The 13,839-nt window shown below is 73.2% G+C and carries 9 protein-coding genes; 7 read left to right on the top strand and 2 right to left on the bottom strand.

Annotated features, from left to right (window positions below; translation table 11 throughout):
- Positions 1-82: 82 nt before the first annotated feature.
- Positions 83-2,227 carry a SpoIIE family protein phosphatase gene (locus tag KUM38_RS30965; protein ID WP_217134257.1) on the top strand — a complete coding sequence of 715 codons (2,145 nt, stop codon included), beginning with the start codon at positions 83-85 and terminating at the stop codon, positions 2,225-2,227.
- A gap of 250 nt (positions 2,228-2,477) precedes the next feature.
- Here the strand turns inward: KUM38_RS30965 and KUM38_RS30970 are convergent, their stop codons facing one another.
- Positions 2,478-3,719 (bottom strand): S1 family peptidase, encoded by a 1,242-nt coding sequence (locus KUM38_RS30970; RefSeq protein WP_217134259.1) that lies wholly within the window; start codon positions 3,717-3,719, stop codon positions 2,478-2,480.
- 569 nt (positions 3,720-4,288) lie between these two features.
- Here KUM38_RS30970 and KUM38_RS30975 point away from each other — a divergent pair.
- The 6 genes from KUM38_RS30975 to KUM38_RS31000 all read left to right on the top strand — a co-directional run bounded on the left by KUM38_RS30975 (position 4,289) and on the right by KUM38_RS31000 (position 11,808).
- Entirely contained in the window at positions 4,289-4,504 is a 216-nt protein-coding gene (locus tag KUM38_RS30975; RefSeq protein WP_125501864.1) for a type A2 lantipeptide, read from the top strand.
- Between the two features lie 110 nt (positions 4,505-4,614).
- Entirely contained in the window at positions 4,615-5,421 is an 807-nt protein-coding gene (locus tag KUM38_RS30980; protein WP_217134260.1) for an HlyD family efflux transporter periplasmic adaptor subunit, read from the top strand.
- Positions 5,418-7,640: an NHLP family bacteriocin export ABC transporter peptidase/permease/ATPase subunit gene (locus tag KUM38_RS30985; protein WP_217134261.1), complete on the top strand. Its 2,223-nt coding sequence runs from the start codon at positions 5,418-5,420 to the stop codon at positions 7,638-7,640. The genes KUM38_RS30980 and KUM38_RS30985 overlap by 4 nt, the downstream gene beginning before the upstream one ends.
- A 1-nt stretch (position 7,641) precedes the next feature.
- Positions 7,642-10,467, top strand: a complete 2,826-nt coding sequence (locus KUM38_RS30990) for an NHLP bacteriocin export ABC transporter permease/ATPase subunit (protein WP_217134262.1) — start codon at positions 7,642-7,644, stop codon at positions 10,465-10,467.
- 124 nt (positions 10,468-10,591) lie between these two features.
- The gene (locus KUM38_RS30995) at positions 10,592-11,602 is read left to right on the top strand and encodes a Ppx/GppA family phosphatase (RefSeq protein ID WP_217134263.1); all 1,011 of its coding nucleotides are present in this window, start codon (positions 10,592-10,594) and stop codon (positions 11,600-11,602) included.
- Positions 11,603-11,631: 29 nt separating this feature from the next.
- Positions 11,632-11,808 (top strand): hypothetical protein, encoded by a 177-nt coding sequence (locus KUM38_RS31000; protein WP_217134264.1) that lies wholly within the window; start codon positions 11,632-11,634, stop codon positions 11,806-11,808.
- A gap of 518 nt (positions 11,809-12,326) precedes the next feature.
- Here the strand turns inward: KUM38_RS31000 and KUM38_RS31005 are convergent.
- On the bottom strand, positions 12,327-13,493 hold the full coding sequence (locus tag KUM38_RS31005) for an alpha/beta hydrolase (protein ID WP_217134265.1): 1,167 nt from the start codon (positions 13,491-13,493) through the stop codon (positions 12,327-12,329).
- Positions 13,494-13,839: the final 346 nt, after the last annotated feature.

Consider the following 13,839-nt stretch of genomic DNA (forward strand, 5'->3'; position numbering starts at 1 on the left):
GCGCTCGTCGTGCGCGGCGGCCCGGCAGGGTGGAGATTGGGTCCCGGGGCCGGTGGCGCGGCCGTGCGAGGAGGTGGTCGGCGTGTCCGAGGGGCAGTCGTCCGCGCGGGCGCCGACGGGTGGGCGGGCGCCGGTCGGCCGTCCGCTGCTGTCGCTGACGCTGGCCTCGATGATGGACGAGGTGCACGCCCACTCCGGGGCCGTGTATCTGCTCTCGCCGGACCAGCCGGTGCTGGAGATGGCGGTGATGGCGGGGCTGCCCCGCGCCTTCGCGGCCCCGTGGGAACGGGTGGGGCTGAGCGCGCCGATCCCGGTCTCCGACGCGGTGCGCGAACGACGGCTGGTGTGGGTGGGCGGCGAGGAGGAGATGGCCCGCCACTACCCCCGGATCGCCATGGTGCTGCCGTACCCCTTCTCGCTGGCCGCGCTGCCGGTGTCGACCGCGGCCAAGGCGTACGGCGCGGTCTTCGTGACCTGGCCCGGCACGCATCCGCAGGAGCTGTCCGACTGGGAGCGCGATCATCTGACCGCCGCCTGCGACCGGCTCGCGGTGCGGCTGGAGCGGGCCGCCGAGCAGAGCCTGCCGCTGGCACCGGAGCCCGATCTGCTGGCGGCGCCGCTGGTGGGCGGCATGTCCGGCACGCTCGGCACGGTGGAGGCGGCACGGATGGTGTCCCGGCTGCCGTACGGCCTGTGCTCGCTCGATCTGCACGGGCGGGTCGGTTTCGCCAACGCCGCCGCCACGGAGCTGCTGGGTGTTCCGGCGAACCGGCTGCTCGGTGCCCAGATGTGGGCGTCGGTGCCGTGGCTGAACGACCCCGTGTACGAGGACCGGTACCGGGCGGCGCTGTTCAGCCAGCACGTCACCTCGTTCGTCGCGCTGCGCCCTCCGGACGAGTGGCTGTCGTTCCGGCTGTATCCGAGCACCACCGGACTCAGCGTGCGGATCAGCCGGGCGCGGGCGGCGGCGGAGATGAACCGCGCGGCGCCGCGGTCCGGGCAGGGGCGGCCGCGGCTGGTCACCATCACCCAGGTGCTGGGCCTGGCCGGGGCGCTGACCGAGGCGGTCGGGGTGCAGGACGTGGTGCAGCTGGTCGCGGACGAGATCGTGCCGGCGGTCGGCAGCCAAGGGCTGGTGATGCTCGGGTCCCGGGCGGGCCGGCTGCGCATCCTCGGCCACCAGGGGTACGCGGACGCGCGGGTCGTGGAGCGGTTCGACGGGATGCCGCTGTCGGAGCCGACTCCCGGCAGTCAGGTGCTGCGGTCCGGTGTGCCGGCCTTCTTCGAGAGCCGGGAGGAGGTCGAGCGCCTGTATCCGGCACTGCTGGTGAACCCGTCGGAGTTCGCGGCGTGGGCGTATCTGCCGCTGATCGCCTCGGGGCGCCCGGTGGGGACGTGCGTGCTGTCGTACGCGGCGCCGCACCACTTCGCGACGGAGGAGCGGGCGGTGCTGACCAATCTGGCGGGCCTGATCGCCCAGGCGCTGGAGCGGGCCCTGCTCTACGACGCCAAGCACCGGCTCGCGCACGGGCTGCAGGAGGCGCTGCTGCCGCACACACTGCCGTCGCTGGCGGGGATCGAGGCGGCGGCCCGCTACCTGCCGGCCACTCAGGGGATGGAGATCGGGGGCGACTTCTACGACCTGGTGCCGACGCAGGGGATGGCGGCGGCGGTGATCGGGGACGTGCAGGGGCACAACGTGACGGCGGCCGGGCTGATGGGGCAGGTCCGTACCGCGGTGCGCGCGTACACGGCCGTCGGGCAGGCACCCGAGGAGGTCATGCGCAGCACCAACCGGCTGCTGCTGGACCTGGGGGCGGATCTGTTCGCCAGCTGTCTGTACCTGCGGCTCGATCCCGCGCACGGGCGGGCCGTGATGTCCCGCGCGGGTCACCCGCCGCCGCTGCTGCGCAGGCCGGACGGGCGGGTACGGGTGCTGGACCTGGCCGGGGGGCCGCTGCTGGGCATCGACGGTTCGGCGGCGTATCCGTCGACCGAGGTCGACCTCTCCCCCGGTTCGCTGCTCGTCCTCTACACCGACGGCCTGGTGGAATCCCCCGGCACCGACTTCGAGGACGCCGTCGCCGACCTGTGCCGCCGTCTCACCGACCTCGGTGACCTTCCCCTGGACGATCTCGCCGACGCCCTGGTCCAGCACGGCGCGGACGCGGAGAACCGGCTGGACGACATCGCCCTGCTCCTGCTCAGGGCGCTGCCGCGCGACTGACACGGCCCGGCCGCCCGGTGCGACGGCTGGACACGCGTCCTCCCCCTGGGCGGGCGGCCCAGGACGAGCTCCGGAACCGCGGACGCGGCCCGGTGCCCCAGGGCCGACCCCACGCAGACGCCCGCGGCCGTCGGCCGTCGGCGCGACCACCGGGCGGCCCGCCCCGGCGTCACCGCACGGGCGACGGCCCGGCCCCGCCACAGGCGGGTGGCGGGGCCGGGCCGGAGGGTGTACCCGGACCGAGGGTGCGTCAGTGGGTCCCGGCCGGGCCGGAGTCGTCCTCCACACCCTGGTCCGCCGCGTCACCGGCTCCCGCGCCGGGCTGGTCGCCGGCACCGGCTTCCTCGCCTCCGGCGCCCGCGTCGCCGGCACCCTCCGCGCCGAGGGTCGCGCCGACCGCTTCCAGGGCCGTGGTGACCGGCTGGAAGAACGTCTCGCCGCCCGAGGCGCAGTCGCCGCTGCCGCCCGAGGTCAGGCCGACGGCGAGGCCGTCCCGGGTGAACATCGAGCCGCCGCTGTCACCGGGCTCCGCGCAGACGTTCGTCTGGATGAGCCCGGTGACCGTGCCCTCCGGGTAGTTCACCGTGGCGTTCAGGCCGAGCACCTGGCCGTCGGCGAGCCCGGTGGTGCTGCCCATCCGGAACACCTCCTGGCCGACGGTGGCCTCCGCGGCCCGGGAGATCGCGAGGGTCTGGTCACCGAGGTTCACCTCGCTCGGCGCCTGGGTGGCGGGGTCGTCGTACGTGACGAGTGCGAAGTCGCCCTCACCGGGGAAGACCGCCTGGTCGACCGTGGCGATCGGCTGTCCTCCCTGCGCGTCGGACCACTGATCGGCCGCGACGGCACAGTGACCGGCCGTCAGGAACGCCGGACTGCCGTCGCCCGCGGTGACGTTGAAGCCGAGCGAGCAGCGCGCACCGCCGGAGAAGATGGCGTCACCGCCGGACACGAACGTCTTGAAGGTGCCCGCGGACTTCTTGACGGTCGCCATGCCGGAGCCGAGGCTCCGCACGGTCGACTCCAGTCGGTCCCACTTGTCGCCGGTCACCGTGCTGTCCGCGGTGACGAGGATCTTGTTGGTGCGCGGGTCCACGGCCCACGAGGTGCCCGGGATGGTCGCCTCCGACTTCAGCGTCCGCGCCCCGGCCTCCAGCTCGGTCATGCTGTTGTCGACCTCGCGGACGGCCGCGCCCGCCTTCTTGGCCTGCACGATCACGTTGTTGTCGTCGCCCGGTACGACGTTGACGACGAGCTGCTTGTTCTCACCGTCGTAGTAGGAGCCGGCGAACGCGTCACCGAGGAGCCCGGCGAGCTGTGAGGCGAGATCCGAGGCATCGCCCGCCCTCAGGGTCTTCGGCGCCGCCGCCGCGTCGTCCGGCGCTCCGTCCTGCGACGCGTTGGCGTTCGGGAGCAGGATCGCGGCGGCGCCGAGCGCCACCGCGCCGCCCGCCGCCATCGCGGCCTTCCGCTTCGGAATTCGCTTGTGACTCAAACTTCTCGACCTCCTGGGGGGACCGGAGTCGCGCCGGTGTTCGGCGGCTGTGGGGCGCCTGGACGGCTGTTGGTACGCACGGGCCGCGAGGGGCGTTCAATCCCGTCCGGTCGATCACGCTCGGCGACCGTCCGTGCGCGGTCGGTCGCGGCCGTGCGGCGGAATCCCGGCTTCAGTGAATCTGCACATCGCATGCCCAACCCGGTCACCGGAACCGGGGTTCGTCCACGGGCCGGCGGACCGGGGTACGCCTTTGGGGCCGGTGTGCCGGATTCCGGTCACCGGGGCGCAAGCGGCCGGATGGGTCGATGCGGTGGGGCATGTGAAGAAGTCGCCGCCGGGCCGTGTCCGCGTCTGCACGCTTGGACCCCCGTGGAGCACAAGTTGCCTGGTGAGACGTTTGATTGAGTGGAAGCCCGTACCCGCCGCGTGCTTTGATCCATCGCACCGCAAGGCCGTTCCGGGCTCCCGGCGACGGGCGTCCGGCGCCCGCGGTCGCGGCCTTCATCTGTCACCGGAGGGGGGCCGCTCCCCCCTTGTGAAATATCCATACGAAGGGAAGTTCCATCATGAACTCCACCCCCCAGGTCGAGACCGTCGAGATCTCCGACGCCGACCTCGACAACGTCTCCGGCGGCCTGTCCGTGAACGCCGTGAACACCCTCACGGGCGCGGTGGACAGCATCGCCCCGGTCTCCGGCCTGGTCGACACGGCCGTCGGCACCGTCGAGGGTGTCACCGGCCTGAACACCGCCCCGGTCACGAACCTGGTCGCCGGTCTCTGATCGCGCCCTTGTGCCGTTGAGTCCCGGAGCCGCCCCCGGCTCCGGGACTTCGCGGCGCGTCCACGGCCCCCGCGTCATGTCGCACAGTTCACGCAGGTGAGGGAAGATCCGTGCAGTTCCGCCAACAGGCCCTCGCCAGGCTCCAGTCACCGGAGGAACTCGACCTCCCGGTGCGCTTCGCGCGTCCGCAGGGCTGGCTGGTGCTCTCCGTGACGGTGGCCGCGATGGCGGCCGCGTCGGTGTGGGCGGTGACCGGCTCGGTGTCCTCCACGGTCAGCGCGCCCGCCGTCCTCACGTACGGGCAGGGCAGTTACGTCCTGCAGAGCCCCGTCGCCGGCCAGGTCACCGCCGTCCTCGCCGAGGAGGGTGAGCGGCTGCCCGCCGGCTCCCCCGTCCTGAAGGTCGGCACCGAGCAGGGCGACAAGGTCGTCCGCACCCTCGACGCGGGCCGCGTCACCGCGCTCGCCGCCAGCACCGGGCAGATCATCTCCACCGGCGCGAACGTCGCCGCCGTGGAGAAGGTCGCCCGTACGGAGGCCCCGCTGCAGGCGACGGTGTACGTCCCCGCCGAGAGCGCCGCCGGCATCCCCGCGCACGCCTCCGTGGACCTGACCGTGCAGTCGGTGCCGAGCCAGGAGTACGGCGTGCTGCACGGCGAGGTGACGTCGGTGGACCGCTCGGCGCAGTCCCCCCAGCAGATCGCCGCGTTCCTCGGGGACGCCCAGCTCGGCGAGCAGTTCACCAAGAAGGGCAGGCCGGTGGCGGTCACGGTCGAGCTGGAGAGGTCGTCCGGCACGAAGAGCGGTTACGCGTGGTCCTCCGTGGAGGGCCCGCCGTTCGAGCTGACCTCGATGACCCTGGCCACGGGTTCGATCCGGCTGGCCGACCGGCGCCCCGTCGACTGGCTGCTGCCGTGACCACCGCGCAGAAGACCCGCGGCCGGCGCCGGGCCGCACCGCCGAAACGCACGGTGCCCACGTCCCGCGCGAAGACGGTCCGTACCCCCACCGTGCTCCAGATGGAGGCCGTGGAGTGCGGCGCCGCCTCGCTGGCGATGGTGCTCGGCCACTACGGCCGGCACGTCCCGCTGGAGGAGCTGCGCATCGCCTGCGGCGTCTCGCGGGACGGCTCGCGCGCCAGCAACCTGCTGAAGGCGGCCCGCGGTTACGGGCTGACCGCCAAGGGCATGCAGATGGACCTGGCCGCCCTCGCCGAGGTGACGGCGCCGGCCATCCTGTTCTGGGAGTTCAACCACTACGTCGTCTACGACGGCATGGGCCGCCGGTTCGGCCGCCGCGGGGTGTACGTCAACGACCCCGGCAAGGGACGGCGGTTCGTCCCCCTGGAGGAGTTCGACGGCAGCTTCACCGGTGTCGTGCTGGTGATGGAGCCCGGCGAGGACTTCACCCGGGGCGGCCGCAGGCCGGGCGTGCTCGGCGCGATGCCGGCGCGGTTGCGCGGCACGGCGGGCACCATGCCCGCGGTGGTGCTGTCGAGCCTGCTGCTGGTCGCGGTCGGCGCGGCGGTGCCGGGGCTCAGCCGTACCTTCATCGACGAGTTCCTGATCGGCGGCCGGACCTCGACGCTGGACGTGCTGTTCACGTCGATGGGCGCCTGTGTGCTGCTCACGCTGGTGCTGACCTGGTTGCAACAGGCCAACCTGCTGCGCGGCCGGCTGATCTCCTCCACCCTGTCCAGCGCCCGTTTCCTGCGCCATCTGCTGCGGCTGCCGGTGACCTTCTTCGCCCAGCGCAGCCCCGCCGACCTGGTGCAGCGGCTGCAGTCCAACGACGCGGTGGCCGAGACGCTGGCCCGCGACCTGTCGGCGGCGGGCGTGGACGCGGTGGTGGTCGTGCTGTACGCGGTGCTGCTGTACACGTACGACCCGCAGCTCACGTTCGTGGGCATCGGTGTGGCGCTGCTGAACATCGTGGCGATGCGGATCGTGATCCGGCTGCGCGCGACCCGTACGGCGAAGCTGCGGGCGGACAGCGCGCGGCTCACCAACACGGCGTACACCGGTCTGCAGCTGATCGAGACGCTCAAGGCGACCGGCGGGGAGGACGGCTACTTCCGCAAGTGGGCCGGGCAGCACGCCACCACGCTGGAGGAGCAGCAGCGGCTCGGGGTGCCGAGCGCCTGGCTCGGCGTCGTCGCGCCGACGCTCGCCACCCTCAACAGCGCGCTGATCCTGTGGATCGGCGGCATGCGGGCGGTCGAGGGACACATCTCGGTCGGTCTGCTGGTCGCCTTCCAGGCGCTGGTCGCCCGCTTCACCGCCCCGCTGACCCGGCTCAACGGCGTCGCGGGCCGGATCCAGGACTTCGCCGCGGACGTGGCCCGGCTGAAGGACGTGGAGAACTTCAAGACGGACCCGCTCTACGGCCGTCCCGGCGCCGGCGAGTCGACGCGCCGCCTGCACGGTCACGTCGAGCTGCAGAACCTCACCTTCGGCTACAACCCGCTGGACACACCGCTGCTGACCGGCTTCGACCTGACGGTGGGTCCCGGGCAGCAGGTGGCGCTGGTGGGCGGCTCCGGCAGCGGCAAGTCCACGGTGTCCCGGCTGATCTCGGGGCTGTACGCGCCGTGGGAGGGCGTGATCCGGATCGACGGGCAGCGCATCGAGGACATCCCGCGCGGGGCGCTGGCCGCCTCCGTCTCCTTCGTCGACCAGGAGGTGTTCCTCTTCGAGGGCACCGTCCGGGACAACGTGGCGCTGTGGGACCCGTCGATCCCGGACGAGGCGGTGGTGGAGGCGCTGAAGGACGCGGCGCTGTACGACGTGGTCCTGCGCCGGCCGGGCGGCATCCACAGCCCGGTCGAGCAGGACGGCCGGAACTTCTCCGGCGGTCAGCGTCAGCGCCTGGAGATCGCGCGGGCGCTGGTGCGCCGGCCGAGCATCCTGGTCCTCGACGAGGTGACCAGCGCGCTGGACGCGGAGACCGAGCTGGTCGTGATGGACAACCTGCGCCGGCGCGGCTGTGCCTGTGTGGTGATCGCGCACCGGCTGAGCACGGTGCGCGACAGCGACGAGATCGTCGTCCTGGACCACGGCACGGTCGTGGAGCGCGGACGGCACGAGGAGCTGGTGGCGCGCGGCGGCGCGTACGCGGCGCTGGTCAGGGAGCGATGAGATGACAGCCGTGCGGGAGAGTCAGGGCGGCGACCTCGTCCTGGGCGCGCTCGGGTCGCTGGGCACGCCGATCGACTGCTCCGGGTCCGGCCGGCTGGACCTGGAGGGGCCGCAGACGCTGTGGCTGATCGTGTCCGGTGCCGTGGACCTGTTCGCGGTGGACGCCGAACGGCAGGGCCACTGGCACCATCTGGGCCGGCTGGAGGCGGGCTCGCTGGTGCTGGGCCCGGTGGCCGGCCCGGCGCACACGCTGGTGGCGCGTCCGCTGCGGGACTGCGTGGTGCACCGCATCGCCCTGCGCGAGCTGTACCAGCCGGCGAGCACCCAGACCTGGTCGTACGACGAGTACGGCAACCCGCAGTACGTGCCGCCCACGACGAGCTCCTTGGAGTACGCGCTGGCGCTCGGTGTGGGCCGCGGTCTGGCGGTGCTGTTCCAGGCGCCGATGGCCACGGAGCGGGCCACCGCGCCCAGCGACGACGACGTGTTCTGGATGCAGGTCCCGCCGGGCAGTGTGCAGTACGGCTCGCTGTACGGGGCGGAGGCGGCGGCCGATCTGCTGATGGATCCGGCGCTGTGGCAGAGCATGGTCGACCAGCAGTACCGGCTGATGACCACGCTGGACCGGTGGATCGAGCAGCTGGAGCACACGCACGAGACGCGGACCGCCGAGGGCATCGCGGCCGGTGAGGCGGTCCGTGCCCGGGCCGACCGGACGCTGCTCGCCGCGATCGGCAAGCGGTCGGGGCAGCGCACGACGGCGGCCGACGCGGACGCCACGTACGCGGCCTGCGAGCTGGTGGCCCGGGCGGCCGGGATCACGCTCGCCGCGCCCGCGCGGTCCGGTACCGGCGGGGACCGGCTCGATCCGGTCGAGCAGATCGCCCTGGCCTCCCGGGTGCGGACCCGTGTCGTACGGCTGGACGGCCGCTGGTGGCGGGACGACGTGGGGCCGCTGGTGGGTCACCGGGCCCTGTCGGGGGCTCCGGTGGCGCTGCTGTGGCGGCGCGGCGGCTATGTGGCGGTGCATCCCGCGACCGGCCGTGAGACGCCGGTCGAGAAGGCGAACGCCGGGGAGTTCGAGCCCCGCGCGGTGATGTTCTACCGTCCGCTGCCCGAGCGGCGGCTGAGCCCGCTGCGGCTGCTGCGGTTCTGCATGACGGGTACACGCGGTGATCTGACGAGTCTGCTGCTGAGCGGTCTGGTGACGGTGGCGATCGGGGCCCTGGTGCCGCTCGCCACCGGCAAGGTGCTCGGCGAGTTCGTGCCGAAGGCGCAGACCGGACTGATCGTGCAGATGTGCCTCGCGGTGATCCTCAGCAGTGTGGTGGCCGCCGCGTTCATGCTGCTGCAGAACCTCACCCTGCTGCGTCTTGAGGGCCGGGTGGAGGCCACGCTCCAGCCGGCCGTGTGGGACAGGCTGCTGCGGCTGCCGACCACGTTCTTCACCGAGCGTTCGACGGGTGAGCTGGCGAGCGCGGCCATGGGCATCAGCGCGATCCGCCGCATGCTGGCCGGGGTCGGTCCGACGGTGGCCCAGTCGGTCACCGTGGGAGCGATGAACCTGGGGATCCTGCTGTGGTTCAGCGTGCCGATGGCGCTGGCCGCGATCGGGATGCTGGTCGTCGTCGCGGGCGTGTTCCTGGGCCTCGGACTGTGGCAGGTGCGCTGGCAGCGGCGGCTGGTGGTGCTCACCAACAAGCTGAACAACCAGGCCTTCCAGACGCTGCGCGGGCTGCCGAAGCTGCGGGTGGCGGCGGCGGAGAACTACGCGTACGCCGCCTGGGCGTCGGAGTTCGCCCGCAGCCGCGAGCTCCAGCAGAAGGCCGGCCGGATCAAGAACCTGACGGCGGTGCTGGGCGCGGTCTACCTGCCGCTGGTCACGCTGGCGATGTTCATGCTGCTGGCCGGTCCGGCGCGCGGCTCGATGACGGCGGCGGAGTTCCTCACCTTCAACACGTCGGTGACGATGGTGCTGACCTCGGTCACCCAGCTGACCGGCGCGTTCGTCTCGGCGGTCGCCGCGCTGCCGCTGTTCGAGCAGATCAAGCCGGTGCTGGACGCCACGCCCGAGGTGCGCGCGGCGAGCACCCGGCCGGGCCCGCTGTCGGGTGCGGTCGAGGCGCGGCGGCTGTCCTTCCGCTACTCCGACGACGGTCCGCTGGTCCTGGACGACGTGTCCTTCGAGGCGCGGCCGGGCGAGTTCGTGGCGGTGGTCGGCCCGAGCGGCTGCGGCAAGTCCACCCTGCTGCGGCTGCTGATCGGCTTCGACCGGCCGGTGTCCGGCAGCGTGCTGTACGACGGTCAGGACCTGGCGGCGCTCGACCGCTCGGCGGTGCGCCGGCAGTGCGGTGTGGTGCTCCAGCACGCGCAGCCGTTCACCGGGTCCATCCTGGACGTCATCTGCGGGAGCGAGCCGTACACGCCCGAGGAGGCGATGGCGGCGGCGGAGATGGCGGGGCTGGCCGAGGACATCAGGCGGATGCCGATGGGGCTGCACACCCTCGTGTCCGGCGGCGGCGCGGTCTCCGGCGGCCAGCGGCAGCGGCTGATGATCGCCCAGGCGCTGATCCGCAGGCCGCGGATCCTCTTCTTCGACGAGGCGACCAGTGCCCTGGACAACGAGACGCAGCGCACGGTCATCGAGAGCACCAAGGCCCTGGAGGCGACCCGGATCGTCATCGCGCACCGGCTGTCGACGGTCCTCGACGCGGACCGGGTGGTGGTGATGGAGGGCGGCAAGGTGGTCCAGCAGGGTCCGCCCGCCCAGTTGCTCGCCGACACCGGCGGGCGGCTGCACGAACTGGTCCGGCGGCAGATGGCGTGAGGTGTCGGGCGGCCATGACCCACATGTCAACGGATGGTCACCGTCCGGTCACGCCTGGGACGTGTCTTCGCCATATGCGGGTGCCCGTCCGTTGCTCCGCGCGATAAGTGGGTACCCACGGGCCATGCGGACCAGCGTGATGGATGTCGGATCGAAGACCGTCAGACTCGTCGTGGCGGACACGGCGGGCGGTGCGCCGCTGCCGGTGCACACGGCGAAGTGGCCGCTCAGGCTGTCCGAGCAGGTCACGCCCGGGGAGCCGGTGCCGGAGCAGGCCGTGGAGCGCCTGGTGGACGCCGTCGCCGCGGCGAACAGGACCGCCGCGCGGTGGGGCGCGTCGGGTCCCCTGGCGTTCGCGACCGCCGTGGTGCGCGGCGCCCCGAACCGGCGGGAGGTGCTGAGCACGGTCCGGACCCGGACCGGCGTCGACCTGTGCACGCTGCCCGGCGAGGTGGAGGCCGAGCTCACGTTCCTCGGGGCCCGGCGCTGGATGGGCTGGCGCTGCGGGCCGCTGGCGCTGCTGGACATCGGCGGGGGTTCGCTGGAGGTCGCCTTCGGACGCGGCCGGCTGCCCGACTTCGTCGCCTCGCTGCCGCTGGGAGCGGGCCGGCTCACCCACGAGTACTTCGCGGACGCGGACCCGCCCTCCCCGGAGCAGGTGCGGGCGCTGCGCCGGCGGGTGCGCCACCAACTGCGGGACGTGGCGGCCCGGATCCGCTGGGAGGGGCCCCGTACGGCGGTGGCCACCTCCCGCACCTTCCAGCAGCTGGGGCGGCTGTGCGGAGCCGCGCCCGGACGGCACGGCCCGTTCGTGGAGCGGGAGTTGTCCTGCGCCGACCTGCGGGGGGCGATCGACCGGCTGACCGCCCTGCCCGCCGCCGAACGCGCCCGGCTGCCCGGGATCTCCGCCCCGCGCTCCGCGCAGAGCCTGGCGGGTGCGGTCGTGGGGCACACGGCGATGAAGCTGACCGGCCTGGGGACGGTGACGATCTGCCCCTGGGCGCTGCGCGAGGGGGTGCTGTTGCGCCACATCGAGGACGGCCCGTCCTGGTGGGCGGAGATCGTCCGCCTCAACGAGAAGGAGACGGCGGCCGCAGGCCCCGTACCGCTGCGCATCGCCACCGCGCGCGGCTGACCCGGACGTACGACGAAAGGAGAGAGCCCGTGTCCGAGCGGGACGACCGCGAGAAACCCGAGACGGCCGTCGAGGAGGTGCTGCGCGAGGTCGAGGAGGCCGAGCGGCGCACCGGGGACCCCGCCGAGCGGCGCCGCCACCGGGGCGAGGCCGGGGACGCCATCACCCCGAACACCGAGGCGCAGGAGGAGTCCCGGGGCGACTAGGGGGTGTCGTTTGGATCAGGCCGACTCCAAGAAGCGGCGCCTTGCAGCCGAGCCGAGCGGGGTCTGGTGCCGTGCATCGCAAGGCGGAGGAGGGCGCCAGGGCGGAGCCCTGGCAACCGATGACAACGCGGCGGTGGGGGTCCCTCCCGCGCGAGCGAAGCCGAGCGTGGGGGAGCGGTGCCAGGGCCCGTGACCCCGGCAAGATCCAAACGACACCCCCTAGGTCCCGTCCGGCCGGTCCCCGGCCGCGGGAAGACGCTGTTCGTGACCGACCGGTGCCCGAAGGGTCCGTGCCGCGCGGACCGTCGGCTCCGCTCCGACCGCGTGAACGTGTGCGGGACGGCCCCCGCGATGTCCCCGGACCGTCGCGGGGGCGGCGAACGCGGCCGTCCGCGGACTCGGACGAGGACGCCCGGTCCCGGGCATCGTGCCGGTGGTACCGGGCGTGCGGTCCGTCCGGGTCCGCGGCACCGGGCGCCGTCGGAGGCGCCGGGAGGTGCTGCTCGGGCGAACCCGCCTCAGCCTTCCGTGTGGAAGACCACCTCCGGGTGTTCGACGGTCGGCCCGTCCAGCAGCTTCCGGTCCACGCCCTTCAGGTGCAGGTCGAAGAAGGCTGTCACATATGCGCGGGTGATCTCCTGCGACCGCTTGCCCGACAAGGGCTCCTCCGGCGGCAGGAGGCCGAGTTGGTCACCGAGGACGGGCACGTCCGTGAACGTGAAGTGTCCCGCGCCGGTGACGTCGATCCAGCGCTTCCAGCCGTCGAGGAGCGGCCAGTCGCGTGTCCAGGAGCGGTCGCCGTCACCGGTGCCCAGCATCATGAAGGGGCGCCCGCCCAGGCCCTCCGCCGGAACCGGTTCCATGAAGGAACCGTCCATGTTGGCCCCGGCGCGGACCCGCCGGTCACCCGCCATGGTCGTCGCGGCCGAGGCGCCGCCGATGGAGTGGCCGGCCATGCCGATCCTCGCGGGGTCGATCATGCGGGCGAACCGCCAGGCGGGGTGCCGGTCGACGAGCAGCCTGTCGAGGAGGAAGGACACGTCCTCGGCCCGGCCCCTGGGCACCACGCCGTACCCACCGGGGGCGATCTTCTCGCAGGCGACGCAGTTCAGGAGGCGCCCACCGGGAAAGGCCGTGCCGACCGACTCGTAGGCGTGGTCGACGGCGGCGACGACGTACCCCTGGCTGGCCAGTTCCTCGGCGAGCAGCGTCAGGGTGGAGCGGTTGACGGTGAATCCGGGCGACAGCACGACGAGCGGGTACTTCCCGCGTGCGGGCGGGGCGGCGGGGCGGGCGTGGGTGCGGGTGGCGCTGAGCGTCCCGGCGGACACCACGTCGGTCAGTTCCCGGTCGTCGATGAAGGCCTGGGCCTCGGCGGCGGTCATGTACGGAGCCGTCCGGCCGCCGCCGGGCCGTGCCGGGTAGTACATCGACACCATCAGCTCACGCGCCCCGGCCTCCGGCACCCAGGGATCGGGGCGGCTCCTGTCGACGAGGTGCAAGGTGTCACGGCCCACCGCGTACGCCCCGGTGGGCGGTGGCAGTTCGAGGCGCACGCGGGCGGTCTCGGCGGCCGACGGCACCGCCGTGGACGCGGGTGATGCGGCTCCGGCCACGCCCGTGCCGAGGAGGGCGAGGGACAGACCGAGTAAAGCGGCGGCTGCGCCGCGAGGCAGATGATTCATACCGGTGAGGCTAGGCAGCGGCCCCCGCCCGGGACGTCCGTCCACGGCCTGAACGGTGTCGGCCCCCGGACGTACGCCGATCTCCGCCCGTGGACGGACACCGGAACGTCCGCGTCCCCCCGGGGTGCGAGCCCGCACGGCAGGAGCCCCGTGAGGCGGTAACGCCTCGTGAGGCCGGACGAGTTGTCGAGGAAGCCGTCGATCGAACCCGTCCGGGCCCGGGCAGGAACCCGCACCGGTCGAAGTCGACGCGGTCCTCCTCGGCGAACACGTACCAGGGCGATGACGTCGTGCCGGGCAGCCCAGGCCCTGCCTCCTCGGCCGTCCGGCGGTCGGAGCCCCGTCG

It is taken from the genome of Streptomyces sp. AC558_RSS880 (assembly GCF_019049255.1).
Classification (GTDB): Bacteria; Actinomycetota; Actinomycetes; order Streptomycetales; family Streptomycetaceae; genus Streptomyces.